The sequence below is a fragment of the Halococcus sp. PRR34 genome, from assembly GCF_028617175.1.
Classification (GTDB): Archaea; Halobacteriota; Halobacteria; order Halobacteriales; family Halococcaceae; genus Halococcus; species Halococcus salifodinae.
Genome location: NZ_JAQJDA010000016.1, coordinates 1 through 12562, shown reverse-complemented (window position 1 = coordinate 12562; position 12562 = coordinate 1). Strand labels below are relative to the sequence as shown.

12 protein-coding genes and 1 pseudogene are annotated in these 12562 nt (G+C 62.2%); 6 read left to right on the top strand and 7 right to left on the bottom strand.

Annotated features, from left to right (window positions below):
* Positions 1-254: 254 nt before the first annotated feature.
* Genes pstB through PHA81_RS15890 form a run of 4 tightly spaced genes read right to left on the bottom strand, consistent with a single transcriptional unit; the run spans position 255 to position 4928 of the window.
* Complete coding sequence (gene pstB, locus PHA81_RS15905) at positions 255-1148, bottom strand: phosphate ABC transporter ATP-binding protein PstB (protein ID WP_005038629.1); 894 nt, start codon at positions 1146-1148, stop codon at positions 255-257.
* On the bottom strand, positions 1145-2779 hold the full coding sequence (gene pstA / locus PHA81_RS15900) for a phosphate ABC transporter permease PstA (RefSeq protein WP_005038627.1): 1635 nt from the start codon (positions 2777-2779) through the stop codon (positions 1145-1147). Before pstA ends, pstB begins: the two co-directional genes overlap by 4 nt.
* A complete protein-coding gene (gene pstC / locus PHA81_RS15895) occupies positions 2779-3837 on the bottom strand; it encodes a phosphate ABC transporter permease subunit PstC (protein ID WP_049909752.1) in 1059 nt (352 codons plus the stop codon). Before pstC ends, pstA begins: the two co-directional genes overlap by 1 nt.
* Positions 3834-4928 (bottom strand): substrate-binding domain-containing protein, encoded by a 1095-nt coding sequence (locus PHA81_RS15890; RefSeq protein WP_005038624.1) that lies wholly within the window; start codon positions 4926-4928, stop codon positions 3834-3836. The genes pstC and PHA81_RS15890 overlap by 4 nt, the downstream gene beginning before the upstream one ends.
* A 383-nt stretch (positions 4929-5311) precedes the next feature.
* On the opposite strand from PHA81_RS15890, the gene PHA81_RS15885 reads away from it, so the two are divergent.
* The 4 genes from PHA81_RS15885 to PHA81_RS15870 are packed head-to-tail and all read left to right on the top strand — an operon-like array spanning position 5312 to position 8525.
* A complete protein-coding gene (locus PHA81_RS15885; RefSeq protein WP_049909751.1) occupies positions 5312-6382 on the top strand; it encodes an ABC transporter substrate-binding protein in 1071 nt (356 codons plus the stop codon).
* Entirely contained in the window at positions 6379-7227 is an 849-nt protein-coding gene (locus tag PHA81_RS15880; protein ID WP_005038621.1) for an ABC transporter permease, read from the top strand. Before PHA81_RS15885 ends, PHA81_RS15880 begins: the two co-directional genes overlap by 4 nt.
* Complete coding sequence (locus PHA81_RS15875; RefSeq protein ID WP_273837563.1) at positions 7215-8063, top strand: ABC transporter ATP-binding protein; 849 nt, start codon at positions 7215-7217, stop codon at positions 8061-8063. The genes PHA81_RS15880 and PHA81_RS15875 overlap by 13 nt, the downstream gene beginning before the upstream one ends.
* A gap of 24 nt (positions 8064-8087) precedes the next feature.
* A complete protein-coding gene (locus tag PHA81_RS15870) occupies positions 8088-8525 on the top strand; it encodes a CopG family ribbon-helix-helix protein (RefSeq protein ID WP_005038618.1) in 438 nt (145 codons plus the stop codon).
* A 390-nt stretch (positions 8526-8915) separates the two neighbouring features.
* Here PHA81_RS15870 and PHA81_RS15865 read toward each other — a convergent pair whose 3' ends face one another.
* From PHA81_RS15865 to PHA81_RS15855, 3 genes are all read right to left on the bottom strand, one after another.
* The gene (locus tag PHA81_RS15865) at positions 8916-9299 is read right to left on the bottom strand and encodes a hypothetical protein (RefSeq protein ID WP_005038617.1); all 384 of its coding nucleotides are present in this window, start codon (positions 9297-9299) and stop codon (positions 8916-8918) included.
* 18 nt (positions 9300-9317) lie between these two features.
* Positions 9318-11024: a nucleoside recognition domain-containing protein gene (locus tag PHA81_RS15860; RefSeq protein ID WP_005038615.1), complete on the bottom strand. Its 1707-nt coding sequence runs from the start codon at positions 11022-11024 to the stop codon at positions 9318-9320.
* A 207-nt stretch (positions 11025-11231) separates the two neighbouring features.
* Positions 11232-12251: an NAD(P)/FAD-dependent oxidoreductase gene (locus tag PHA81_RS15855; RefSeq protein ID WP_241430223.1), complete on the bottom strand. Its 1020-nt coding sequence runs from the start codon at positions 12249-12251 to the stop codon at positions 11232-11234.
* Here PHA81_RS15855 and PHA81_RS15850 point away from each other — a divergent pair.
* Positions 12198-12347, top strand: a complete 150-nt coding sequence (locus PHA81_RS15850; RefSeq protein WP_241430224.1) for a hypothetical protein — start codon at positions 12198-12200, stop codon at positions 12345-12347. The genes PHA81_RS15855 and PHA81_RS15850 overlap by 54 nt on opposite strands.
* 69 nt (positions 12348-12416) lie before the next feature.
* Positions 12417-12509, top strand: a pseudogene (locus PHA81_RS15845) (GTP-binding protein); the annotation flags it as partial.
* Positions 12510-12562: the final 53 nt, after the last annotated feature.

Here is a 12562-nt window from a genome sequence, read left to right as displayed (position 1 = left end):
ACAGCACCACAACCGTCCACACGCCTCCCCAACCGATTCCCTCGTTCACTCACTCCGTTCGTTCTCTCAGTCATCCCTCGCACGCCGATCCGCGCTCGATGCTCGCGGCGAGGTGCTCGCTTCGCTCGCACCTCGCTGTTCGCACACGAGCGCGAGCGCGCGCCAACCGCGACATGGGTTCCGACCAACAGCACGACCCCGTTGCCGCGCTGGCGTCGCCCATTCGGTTCGCTCGTCGACTTCCCGGTTCGGCGCTACCCGAACTTCCCCGTAATATAGTCCTCGACGCGCTGGCTTTCGGGGTTCTCGAAGATTTGGTCGGTGTCGCCGTACTCGACGAGTTCGCCGCCGGTGAGGAACACGGCGGTCTGGTCGGAGATGCGGGCGGCCTGCTGCATGTTGTGGGTGACGACGACCACGGTGTAGTCCTCGGCGAGGTCCTCGATGAGATCCTCGATCTTCGAGGTGGCGATGGGGTCGAGCGCGCTTGCAGGCTCGTCCATCAGGATGACGTCGGGGCCGACCGCGAGACAGCGGGCGATGCAGAGGCGCTGCTGCTGGCCACCGGAGAGTCCGAGTGCGTTGTCGTCGAGCCGGTCTTTCACCTCGTCCCAGATCGCCGCCTGCCGGAGCGACCGTTCGACGAGATCGTCTTCGTTCGTTCCGTCACCGCGGCCGAACAGCCGAGAGAGCAGCCCTGTCTCGACCTCGCCGTGTTTCCGGGGACCGTAGGCGACGTTGTCCCGAATCGACTTCGGGAACGGGTTCGGCTGCTGGAACACCATTCCGACGCGCTTTCGCAGTTCGACGAGATCGGTACTGTCGCCGTAGATCTCTTCGTCGTCGAATCTGACCGAGCCGTCGACCCGTGCGGCGTCGATCCGATCGTTCATCCGGTTGAGACACCGGAGGAACGTCGACTTCCCACAGCCCGAGGGCCCGATCAGCGCGGTGACGCTCTCCTCGGGGATCTCGAGACTGACGTCGTCGATCGCGCGCTCGTCGCCGTAGTGGACGTCGAGGCTGTCGACGGCGAGTTTCGTCCGGCCGTCGAACCCGTACTCGGTCCACGCGGGATCGATGCGTTCGTCGGTTTCGGCGGCGGTGCGTTCGGGTCGTTCCTCTGGTTCGGTTTGTGTCGTACTCATGCGTCGAGTTTCCTCCGGAAGTAGATTCGCGAGGCGATACCGACGGCGTAGAAGCTCATCACCACCAACAGGAGGACGAGCGCCGTCCCCCATCTGAAGCCCTCGGAGACGTCGCCGACACCCGCAGTGATGGTGGCGAACAGCTGGTAGGGCAGCGCGGTCGCGGACTGGAGCAGTGCGTCCGGGTTGATCGCGCTCACCTCCACGAACGGGAACGACGACGTGAACCCGGCCGAGAAGTCGAGAAGATCGGGCCCTTCGGCGGGGAACGGCTCGCCGGTGAGCACCAGCAAAATGGGTGCCGTCTCGCCTGCGATCCGGCCGACGCCGAGGATCGTGCCGGTGATGACGCCCGGCATTGCGGCCGGCAACACGATGGTCTTGATCGTCTCCCACCGGCTGACCCCGAGCGCGGCGCTCGCGTCGCGGTACTCGTCGGGGACGTTGAGCAGCGCCTCCCGGCTCGTGATGACCACGAGCGGCAGTAACATGAACCCGAGCACGATCATTCCCGACAGCAGCGTGCTCTGGTTGCCGATCCGTGGGACGAGGAACGCGAGCCCGAACAGGCCGTAGACCACGCTCGGCGTGCTCCAGAGCCCGTTGGTCGCGATCTCGACCAGCGCGGTGATCCGGCCCTGCTCGGCGTACTCGGTCAGGAACACCGCAGTTCCGACCCCGAGCGGCACCGCGAACGTCACCGCGCCGACCACCAGCCAGACCGTGCCGACGATTGCGGGGGCGACGCCGTTTACTGGGTTGGTGATCGCGACGCCTTCCATCGCGAACGGCCAGTAAAACCAGATCGTCGGCGCGTCGACGATGACCCACTGGTTCCAGATCGGGACCTGAAACCACGTGAGCGGCTCCCAGAACAGCCCGTATCGGATTCCCTCGGTCATCGGCCCCCACCCGCGGACGGCGATGAACGAAACCAGCACCACGAGCAGCGCGATCATCCCCGCGGCGTTCGCGCTCACGAGCAGCGACGCGCCGCGCGCCTTGCCCTGCGTGCCGAACCCGGCGATCGCCTGTGCGCCGACCCACGCGAGCAGCAGGCCGGCGACGCCGAACAGCAGCGGCACGGTCGTGTCGGCGCTGAAAACGACCGACAGTCCGCTCGGCTGCCACGACCAGTTCGAGCCGATGACGCCGGTGAGAACGACGAGGCTCGTGATCAGCGCGAACCCGCCGCCGGTCGCGGCGAGCGCCACGTCTTCGCGCGGGACGAGCGCGAGACCGACGCCGAGCGCCGCGCCCGCGATTCCGCCGAGCGGCCAGAGCGTCGCCAGCCCGAGCGTCTGTGCAGCTACGAGGCTGCCGGCGACGAAGCCGAGAACCCCGAACACCGCCGCGATCGACGTGCCCGCGGTGTGATCCGGCGTCGTGTCGAGCAGTCCTGCCGACGAGGCGGTCCCGACACCGATCATACCGAGCGCCCCCGCTCCGAGGACGACCGCGAGCAGATCGAGCAGCGGGACGCCCGCGACGGTGCCGGTCGGGATCGCCCCCGCGAACGCGAGCAGGCTCACGAGCAGGACACCGACGCCGAGGCCGGTGACCGCGCCAGCCGCGTACCGGAGCGAGCCGGACGTACCGCGAGTGAGGGCGGATGTGCTCGTTTCGGCCATCACTCACTCCCCCCGAGTTTGCGCTGCATCCGGCGTTCGATGTACTGCGAGCCGAGACTGAGACCGAGCACCGTCACGAAGAGGACGACGCCGGCGGCGAACAGCGCGCTCATCTGGAGACCGCTCGCGATGCCGTACTGGCTGGCGATCAGGCTCGTGAGCGTGATGGTGTTGCCGAACACGTCGTACAGCGGGTCGGGCAGCTCCGTGACGTTGGCGAGAATCACCGTCGCGGCCATGGTCTCGCCGACCGCGCGCCCCACACCAAGGAGGACAGCGGCGGAGATGCCGGAAAAGGCCGCGGGCACCGTGACGTCGGTCGTGGTCTGCCAGCCGGTCGCACCAAGCGCGAGCGAGCCGTCCTTCATTGGGCCGGGCACGCTCGTGATCGCGTCCTCGGCCACGGAGACCACGGTGGGCAGCGCCATCGCGCCGATCACGGTCCCCACCACGAACAGGCTGCCGAAGTCCGGCAGCGCGAACTCGTCCATCATGAACCGGTTGAGAACCGTGAACCCGATGAAACCGTAGACGATCGACGGAATCCCCGCGAGCGCCTCCACCGCGGGTTTGAGGACGTTCCGTGCCCAGTCGGGGGCCATCTCGCTGATGAACACCGCGCCCGCGACGCCGAGCGGGGCCGCGATCACGACCGCAATGAGCGTCGTGACCAGCGTCCCCCACATCATCGGGACGAGCGAGTAGATCGCCTCGCTCGATGCCCACAGCGTCCCGTCGGTCTTCGTCAAAATGTCGAGACCCATCGCCCGGAACGCCGGGAACGACCGCGCGACGAGATAGATCATGATCAGCCCGAGGACGAGCACCGTCACGACCGTCGCCGCGAGTGCGAGCGTGCGGGCGGTCGTCGCCTCGTCGGCGACCCAGCCGTAGGCCACGCTCACGACGACCGCCGCGAGCGGGTACACGACGAGCCCCGGCGCGAGGAAGAACGTGACCGCGGTGGCGAGCAGCGTCGCGAGGACGAGCCCGCCGACGTGGCCCATCCCGCCAGCGACCCCTTCCATCCGTCCCGAAAGTCCGGTCCCGGTGCTCATTGCTGCGGGGTCGGAAGCTTGTCGCGCTGGCGTTGCTGTCGTTTGTCGGTCAGTACCGCGTAGCCCGCACCCTTCACGAAGTTCGCCTGGCCGTACTCGCTGAGAATCATCCGGACGAACGCGGCCTCCTTCTTCGACGTGCCGTCCCACGTGTAACAGTGGAGATCACGCGCGAGCGGGTAGCCACCCTCCGCGAGGTTCTCGCCGGGCACGTACTCGGTGCCGTCGAACGTCAGCGCGATCGTGGAGACGGAGTCGTCGACGAACGCGAGCGCCATGTACGCGATCGCGTTGTCGGAGTTCGCGACGATCTGTCTGACCTGCTGGTTTTGCCCTTTCCGGCTGTCGACGCCGGGGATCGGGGCGTCCGAATCGCCGAAGAGGTTGTTCCGGAACGCGGTGTCGGTGCCCGAGCCCTCGGCGCGCCCGACCGTCTGGATCTCTACTTTCGGTCCCTCGTAGCCCGGAACGTCCCGCCAGTCCGTGATGTCGCCGGCGTAGATCCCCTTCAGGGTCTCAGCCGAGATCTTCTCGACGCCGGCCTCGGCGATCGCCCCGCTCACGACGATCGGCTGGGCGTCGACACCGACGACGTGATCCGTGTACTTCGAGAGCTCGGCTTGCTCCAACTCGGGGAACTCGGCTTTCACGGGTGCGCTCGAGTTCCCGAGGTCGAGCCGTCCCTTCCGGAGGTTTTCGAGCCCCGTTCCCGAGTGGCTGAGCTCCACCGACACCGCGATCGGGGGCGTCTCGCTGTCGATCGCATCGAAACCGTACTGTCCCGCCCAGTAGTCCGCGAGGCGCTCGTCGGTACTGATCCCGTACTCGTCGGGCGTCCAGTACTCTTCGTCGGGTGGAGCGGCGTTCGTCCCCCAGAACGACGCCGCCCTGTCGACGATCGGGAACACCGTCGAGGAGCCACCCAGACGGAGCGTCGGGACGTTCTCGTTGCCACCGCCACCACCCGAATCGTTCCCGCCTGCCTGACTCGGCGGCGTCGCACTCGTACTGATACAACCGGCGAGTCCCGCACAGAGGCCGGCTCCACCGGCCAGCACTGCGCGCCGACTCACTGGGCTCTCCTGCATCATCGCTACGTAGCAATAGGGATCGTAAGTACCCTTCTATGACTTCTATATAGCCATACTTTCCCAGGGCGTGCGACGTCACGAACCGTCGTCTCGGTGTGTGCGACGACGATGACGACCGCTGTTTCTGAAACCCGGCAAGTGATATGCTCATGCACTCTGCCGTCGGCTGGGTCGGTGCTGAATGCACGGAATGGATGTTCGATGCAGTCGGTTTCTTGGTACAGTAAACGAGCCGCGAGCGGAATCTGGTCACTGTCTCAGGATCAGCGTCCTAACGCACGAACCAAAGAGCGTCCAATAGCGCTGTCGCTCACCCATCTTAATAAAAAGCTTGCCTTCGATAGTAGCTTTTATTAAGGCTGGGGTGGCAGATAGCAGTAGCTATGAGTGAACGCACCCGGCGGCAGCTCCTCGCAGCAGGTGGGATAGCAGCGGGTAGTGTGGTGGGACTGGCCGGCTGTGTCGGCCAGGGCAATCCCGGCAGCAGCGATGCTGAAGGAACCAACACTACTGCCACGACGAGTAATATGGGGCAGCTCACTGTCGCCTACGTGCCGATCTACCCGAATATGCAGCACTACATCATGCAAGAGGAGGGCTACTACGAATCGATCTCCTCGGCAGTGACCGTCGAACGGTTCTCGAACGGTCCGAGCGTCGTCAAGGCGTTCGCGAGCGACGAGGTCGATATCGCGCTGTTCGGGATCACGCCAGCGATGGTGCTCGTCGACAAGGGCAAAGCGGCGAACGTACTGGCGGCGAACAGCCGGAACGGGTTCCGGGTGATGGCGACGAGCGCGTTCGCTGATCTGTACACGAACCAGCAGGGGGATGCATTCTCGGCGTTCGAGAACCAGCACGGGAGGAAGATGAAATTCGGCGTTCCACCCGACGGGAGCGTTCCGGACGTCGTCCTGCGATACTGGATCGAGCAGGATCTCGATCTCGGTGAGATGGAGTCGGTGATCGACAAGGTGAAGCTGTCCCCGGCGAAGGCCCCACAGACGATCCAGGCGGGTGAGATCGACGCGACGATGATCCAGGAGCCGTTTGCGACGGTGATCGCGAGCGAGCAGGGCTTCGGTGAGGTCGCATGGTCTGGTGAGATCCTTCCGGGGCACCCAGTAACCGTGACGTTCGTCCAGAACAGTGTCCCTGGGAGCGTTGCCGAACAGTTCGTCGAACAGCACAGCAAAGCAACGCAGTTCCTCCGCGAGAACCCAAAGAAAGCGGCCGAAGACGCCGCGGCGGTCATCGGGTCGGGTGTCAGTACCGAACTGGCGCGGGAGGCGATCGACTCCCAGGCGTCCGATTTCCTCTCCGATCCACATGAACTCAGAGATCAGGCGGCGACGATGGCCGAGTTCGTCAAAGAGGTCGGAAACACGGATTCGGTGGTCTCGCCCGACCAACTGTTCGACTTCGAGGTCTACGATACCGTCTCGAACCAATGAGCATCGAAACGAGTGACACCGACCAGGCTACTGGAAAACGGACGTTTCCCGAGTGGAACGCGAGTCGGATCGTGCGTGGAGTCCTCGGAACGATCGGATTTCTCGGGCTGTGGTGGGCAGCATCGTCGGTCGTTACACCGGCGTATCTCCTTCCGAGTCCACTGGCGGCGGCGAGCGCGTTCGTCGAGCAGCTCACGACGAGTGCGAGACTTACGCTCCCGGTGGTCGGCACTGAGATCCAGACCGCACGGATGGTGGTGAAGCTCGCCCAGAGCTTGCTCCATTACGTTCCGGGGTTGCTCATCGGGGCATCGTTCGGGATCGCACTCGGTGTCGCCCTCGGATGGAGCGGGCGACTCGATGACGCACTGACGCCGGTAGTTCGAATCCTGCGGCCGATCCCGCCGCTGGCATGGATCGTCTTCGCGATCGTGTGGTTCGGGATCGGTCATACGGGAGCGGCGTTCATCGTGTTCATCGGCGCGTTCTGGATCAACTTCTACGGCGCGTACAGCGGCGTCGAAAGCACTCCCACCCAGCTCACGGAGGTCGCGTCGAGCCTCGGGGTTCGGGCAGACCTTGAAATGATCCGTTACGTCGTCCTCCCAAGTGCCGCGCCACAGATCCTGACGAGCTTTCGGACGAGCATCGGTCGGTGCTGGATGATCGTCGTGGGCGCGGAGCTGTTCGGCGCACCCGGCGTCGGCTACGAGATCATCAACGCCTCGAACAACCTCGCGATGGACATAAGCGTCGCGTATATGCTGGTGATCAGCCTCGTCTATCTCGTGACCGACGGAGCGTTCCGCAGCGTCGAAGGGAGGATGCTCGCGTGGCGCGAGTAGACGAGAGCGCCGATGCGATCGAGCGGGTCGGTGCCCACGCTAACGGCACTGGCGACGCGGACGATACCGACCACACTCCAGAAATCCTCGTCGATGGTGTGAGCAAGCGCTACGAGTCCGAGCGCCAGTCGGTGCAGGCGCTGTCCAATGTGCAGTTCACCGTCGAGAGCGGCGAGTTCGTCTGTCTCGTTGGTCCCTCGGACTGTGGGAAAACGACGCTCCTTCGAGCGGTCGCGGGGATCGAAGCACCGACGGCGGGAACGGTCGTGATCGACGGCGAGACGGTTGACGGTCCCGACACCGACTGCGGGATGGTGTTTCAGGAGTACGGCTTGTTTCCGTGGCTCACGGTCCAGGAGAACGTCTGTTTCGGGCTCGAACGACAGGGGATGGCGCGAGAAGCGTGTGACAACCGCTGTCATGAGATGCTCGATCTCGTCGGTCTCGATGGGGTCGCAGACGCCTATCCGAAGGAACTCAGTGGAGGGATGAAACAGCGCGTCGCCGTAGCACGCGCACTTGCCGTCGATCCTGACGTGTTGCTGATGGACGAACCGTTCGGAAGCGTCGACGCCCGGACTCGCGAGCGGCTTCACGCCGAACTGCTCGACATCTGGCAGGAGACGGGAAAAACGACGCTCTTCGTGACCCACGAGGTCAACGAGGCGGCCCTCCTCGGTGATCGAGTGGTCGTCATGAGTCCTGAGCCTGGACGGGTGAAAGAGATCGTCGATGTCGATCTTTCGCGGCCGCGGTCTCGAACGGATGGTTCGTTCGTCGAGTACACCGAACGCATCCGGGCACTCATCGGCGGGGAGGCGACCGACCGATTTTAATATCTCGAAACGCAAAATTAACATATGGAGATCGTTAGCGTCTCGATGACGGATTCGCTTCTCGACCGGATCGATGGGTTCGCCGATGACCACGACTACGCGGGTCGGAGCGAGGTGGTCCGCGAAGCTGCACGGGCCCTTCTCGGAGAGTTTGAGGACGATCCCCCCGACGACAGTGAGCTCATGGGAGTGGTCACGGCCGTGTTCGAGTACAACAGTCCACAGGTCGAGGAGCGGATGATGGATCTCCGCCACGAGCACGACGACCTTCTCTCGTCAAACGCGCACAACTGCGTCGGTGAAAAACGTGGGTGTATGGAGTCGTTCGTGCTGGAGGGACATCTCGAAGACATCTCGACGTTCGTCAGGAAAGTCCGTGCCGTGGATGAAGCGTTGACCGTCGAATACTCTCTGATACCAATCGACACTATCGGAGAGACGATCACCAGATCCAGATCGTAAAACCGAGCTCTGTCGTCGAACTCCTTTCGTATTTCAGAGATAGCTGTGCATGATGAATGTCGGTAGCCGACCTCCGCTGGTACGGTGTTCTTCACGACTACATCGAAGACGGCCACGATGAGGTATCTGTCTCCAGAAAGGCGAAGTGCTGTTCGTATCGACAACGAGGAGCTTCGATGCCGAGCGACGACGCTCTCCGGATGCCTCGGAGGCAACGCGGTAGATTTGAAGGGGATGTTGAAAACGGGTTCGTGCCGATGAGCGCAGCCTCGTTTGATGCCCACACCCCAACAAGGAGGACTGAGTCCTGATGGAAGCCCATGGATAGCGTCGATCCATGGTACGAGTCTTTGTGTGGTGATGGGCGAGTCATTCTCTGTAGAGTGGCGTTCAGAACAGCTTCCGAAGCCGCGCTCGTAGCGTTCGATCATCACACGTATCATCTCCGAGCAGCCACCCGGCCATCTCTGCAGCAGTCTCGACATACAAAAACTCCCACTCGGAACCTTCCGCGAGAATCCGACTGTCTTCGACCCCGACGTACACGTGTCGATCTGTTTTGAATCGTGAGTGTGCATTTTTCAGGGCTGTCTTCCTGTCACAGGAGTTTCGTGGGAAGTCACGGCGGATGACGTGACGGGTGGTGAACCCTACCGCGGCGTCGCTATCCTTCGCGACGATACCGACGTGTTGAGCCCACTGTCTCGTGTCGACGACGACCGCTCGCGGGTTCTGCAGCCGATGCAATGCGGCGAGGTCGACCGCGAGCGTCATCGTTCGAGCAGTCATCGATCAGACGAGAAGCGAGCCACCCCATGCGATGAGCAGAGAGAAGCCCGCAGCAGCCGTAGCTTGGCGGAGCATCATTCGCCCCGCGTAGTTCACTGAAAGTTCCTTCGCGACCGTGATTGCGGTGACGAGACAGGGGAGCAACACTCCAGCCAGATAGACGGCAGTCAGGACTTGAACGGGGGTCATGGTCGTTAGCGTCGGGCTCAATCCATCCGACTGCAACAACAGCAGGCCATCTTTCCGGATCGAACCTAAAACGACGACGAGTGCTGTCTCGCCGGGGAGATTGAACAGCCCCATCACCGGCGCGAGGACGTCTCCCGTCACGTCGAGCGCTCCGAGATAATCGAGGAGCGATGCGACGAACACGATACCGACGAACACAGGCAGCGCCTTCACGAAGAAACTTCGAATCACGGTTCGGGTTTCGAGCCACACCGACTGCCACGTCGGCCACTGGAGGAACGCGCGGTTCCCGGTGGCGAGCGAGGTCGTCCGTGCGTTCTCCGGGGCGATCAGCCGTGCGTAGATGAGCGTCGTCGTCGTGAGAACACCGAGATATGGGAAGACGAGCCACGGCATCTCGACTGCCGCGAACACTGCGAGCGTAGCGGGGAACTGATACGAACAGGCCGACCCGAAACCGATGGCCGAGACGGTCGTCCGGCGCGTACAGTCCGAACAACCGCGGGTACTGGTGACCGCTGGGACGTTACAGCCAAAGCCCATTATGACGCGAACGAGGTCCCGTCCAGTGAGACCAACCCGTCGAAGATGTGGATGGAGTGACGCAGTAATCCGCGTGACGATCCCGCTCTTCTTATAGACTGCCATGAAGACGGCGAAGATGAGAATCGTCGGTCCTGCCCAGACGAACAGGAACGGTCCCATCGAGAGGAGGCCGTACTCACCACCCAGAACTGCTGCAACTGGGCCCGGAAGACTGTTTGCCCACTGAACCACGGGTTCAAGAACTGTGCTGACTCGAGGGGAGAGTTCGGCGGCAGCAGCGTTTGCGAAGTGGACTGCAACAGCTGCGGGCAGCAGGAGAAGTAGTATGCTGACGAGCGGTCCGAAGACGGGGTGCTCGATGATCGTCTCCGGCGGTTCGAGGTGAATATCTGTCCGTCGGTCGACTCCACCCGGGAACTCATCGGCATTCTGAATCGCACTGATGAGCTGATTGTAGTCGCTCCTCGTGGCACCGGTGCCGCTGTCTGTCGCTATGCGAGAGACGTTCCGAGCGTCGACCGGGACGAGTGGTACACCAAGAGCGGCTGCAAGCCCGTCCAGCTCCTCACGTGCTTCGTTCCTGTTATCCACCTTGTCCCAGAACGTGACAGCAATCGCACCGAGTTTTCCCTGCACCAGTGGCAGAAGGTCCTGGAGATCATCGTCGATGTTCGTCGCCCGGAGTACGAGTACCACCGTCTCAGTTTCCTCGACGGCACGGATAGCCGCCCGCGTCGTCTCTGTATCTGTCCCGAGGAGGATTCCGGGCGTGTCCACGAAGACAAACCGATCCGATTCGTACCGTTCAACATCGACGGTCGTCCCGCGAAAGTTCCCCGTTATCGGATACGCGCCAGCCATCTTGGAGATGAGTTCCGATTTACCGACGCTCTCTTTCCCGACGACAACGACGGGCTCTTTCGATTCGCTCTCTGCCGACGGAGCACTGTTCGATGGCGACCGTCTGTCAATCATGTTTGATTAATCTCGTCTTCTGCATTAGTTCACGGAACGACGGTCGATGGAGGCCAATATCGTCACTAGTGACAATCGCTTGTTCACGGCCGATCGTACGACGGACGTGGCTGTCGTCTTCTGTGTGCCCGTTCGTACGATCGGTTCTGTCGTCGGCTCGGGCAATCGTTGATATCATAGCTAGCAGTCACACATGTCGGACTCACATCAGGACAGATCCTCGAGGAACATGTTTTTCTCACGGTACACATCGAGCGGGGAGCGATCGATGCCGAGTCTAGCGGCGATTTCGTCGGCGACAACTGCGAATCGCTGTCTGAACTTGTAGATGAAGCAGAACTGCTGTCCGTTGTGTGCGACCTGGGGTCCAACGAGAAACAGTCCCAAGGTCGTGGCTGATTCGTCGTGCTCGGTGATCTGTGGAAACCCGTCCTCGAAATCGAAATGTTCGTCTACCAGTCCGAGTCCCCTCTCGAAACCCGTCGCAAGTACGGGCTGGTTTCGGGTCGTGTAGAACTCTCCGTCACTGCCACGAACGTCGAACGTACTGTCTTTCATATCGACACGCTCGACACGAGTACCGTCCCCAAGCGCGATCGATGCGCCATTTTCGAGCGCGTCGTGAAGCTGCTGGCTAGTGTGAGGGGAGAGTACTTCACTTGGGTCGGGCCCCCGGAACTGCCATGGCCCCTCTTCGTCGAGGACCAGCACTTCCTGGCCATAGTTGGCGAGCGTCAGGGCCGCGTCGATCCCACTCTCGTAGCCACCAATAATAACAACAAGATCGTCGACACACTCTGTGGCGAACTCACTCCACGAACTCACCCGGGAGTTGTGGACACAGTAGTTCGCGCCAGGGAACGGGTCGTCGTTCGGCTGGTCGAACTGACCAGCCGCCCAAACGACGAAGCGACTGTGGATGACGCCGGAAGTCGTATGCAGTACGAAACCGTCCTTATGACGTTCGAGAGACTCCACTTCGACACCCGTTCGGACAGGAAGATCGTGGAACTCAGCGACTCCTTGGAGATATTCGGCGTACTCCACGCCGGTCGGGTGTTCTCGATCGAGGGCGAAGGCAGGTGATGTGTCCGTGGTTATGGCGTTCAGATCACGACATCCGAAGCTGTTGCTCGGAAACGATGGTGTGATGAACTGCATTTCCTCTGGCCATTGTCGAAAGGACGCGCCGACATCGTCACGCTCGAAAATGACGTAGGAGCCGATATCGAGATCGGCAAGGACGGCTCCGATCCCGACTCCAGCGGCTCCTGCACCAACTACGGCCACGTCAAGCGACTCATATTTACGGATCGTGTCTGAGGTCATTCTTAACAATAACTGGTATAGAATATCTGAATATAAATAAGATACGGTGCACAGTTGTTAATGATGAGTCGAGAGACGATTCCCGTCACCGTGCTGAGCGGCAATCTCGGCGCAGGGAAGACGACCGTGTTGAACAGCTCTATTGAATCCGCCGACGGCGTCGGGGTGAGTCGTTAGAACGATTGAGATGAAGCGGAAGAGGAGTCTTT